Raw genomic sequence first — 1,721 nt, 5'->3', positions numbered from 1 at the left:
TTTCTATGCCTTCCCACATCGTTTCCCACTTAACTATAATTTTGGGGCCTTAGCTGGCGGTCTGGATTGTTTTCCTCTTGACTACGGACGTTAGCACCCGCAGTCTGTCTCCCGGATAGTACTCATTGGTATTCGGAGTTTGCATCGGTTTGGTAAGTCGGGATGACCCCCTAGCCGAAACAGTGCTCTACCCCCAATGGTATTCGTCCGAGGCGCTACCTAAATAGCTTTCGGGGAGAACCAGCTATCACCGAGTTTGATTAGCCTTTCACCCCTATCCACAAGTCATCCCCTGGCTTTTCAACGACAGTGGGTTCGGTCCTCCAGTTAGTGTTACCCAACCTTCAACCTGCTCATGGATAGATCACCCGGTTTCGGGTCTACACCCAGCAACTAAACGCCCTATTAAGACTCGATTTCTCTACGGCTCCCCTATGCGGTTAACCTTGCTACTGAATGTAAGTCGCTGACCCATTATACAAAAGGTACGCAGTCACCGAACATGTCGGCTCCCACTGCTTGTATGCATGCGGTTTCAGGATCTATTTCACTCCCCTCACAGGGGTTCTTTTCGCCTTTCCCTCACGGTACTGGTTCACTATCGGTCAGTCAGGAGTATTTAGCCTTGGAGGATGGTCCCCCCATATTCAGACAAGGTTTCACGTGCCCCGCCCTACTCGACATCATCATATCAGCCCTTTCGTGTACAGGACTATCACCCACTATGGTTGCACTTCCCAGAGCATTCCACTAAAACTGATATGACTTAATGGGCTTTTCCCCGTTCGCTCGCCGCTACTGAGGGAATCTCAATTGATTTCTTTTCCTAAGGGTACTGAGATGTTTCACTTCCCCTCGTTCGCCTCGTATGACTATGTATTCATCATACGATACCTGCCTTATGACAGGTGGGTTTCCCCATTCAGAAATCTCCGGATCACAGGATATTTGCCGCCTCCCCGGAGCTTATCGCAGGCTATTACGTCTTTCATCGCCTCTGACTGCCAAGGCATCCACCACATGCACTTAATTACTTGACTATACAACCCCAAACAGTCGTTAATCCCTACAAGTAGGATTAAGACAGTCTATGATGATTTCTCATCACTTCCTTACAGTTTGTTGTTCTGTGTACTTAAACACTGTACAGCTTCAATTCAATTCACATACCAAAACGCTTGATTCAGTTAATTTCGCTAGTAACTCATTTCTTCAATCTTCATCAATCAGTAATAAATCACTGTTAATGTCGATCTTAAAAACGAGTATGAACAAATTATTTCAACTCAAATATATTCTGTTAATGATTTTTCCAGCCTTCGTCAGGTCAGGAAACTGTGATAAATCACAGAAGTTAATAAGTTATCTACTTACTAATTTCTGTAATCCAACTTCTTAGATTAAGCTTCGTTCTATGTGTGCCTGCGCACAGCATAGCTGTTTGCTTAAATTCTCGGACAAAGCGCTGCTTTGTTTTTCCTCGAATTTGGTGGAGACTAGGAGAGTCGAACTCCTGACCTCCTGCGTGCAAAGCAGGCGCTCTACCAACTAAGCTAAGTCCCCAGCTTATCATTTTTGATTCGATGTATCAGATTATAGCCTGCGCACTCACTCACGTTCGTTTTCCTTGCGCTTCGCCTTAAAGCAGTGCTTTAAGTCTTGCTCATGGTGGGTCTGACAAGACTTGAACTTGTGACCCCACGCTTATCAAGCGTGTGCTC

General features: G+C 45.7%; 1 tRNA gene and 1 rRNA gene. Both read right to left on the bottom strand.

Features of this window, described 5'->3' with window-relative positions:
- Positions 1–1,040, bottom strand: a 23S ribosomal RNA gene (locus PVW51_RS24200); the annotation flags it as partial.
- A gap of 447 nt (positions 1,041–1,487) precedes the next feature.
- Positions 1,488–1,563, bottom strand: a tRNA-Ala gene (locus PVW51_RS24195).
- Between the last annotated feature and the right edge of the window lie 158 nt (positions 1,564–1,721).

Origin of the sequence: Sulfitobacter sp. PR48 (assembly GCF_028807335.1) — a bacterium.
Lineage (GTDB): Bacteria > Pseudomonadota > Alphaproteobacteria > Rhodobacterales > Rhodobacteraceae > Sulfitobacter.
This window is presented reverse-complemented; position numbering and strand designations above follow the sequence as displayed.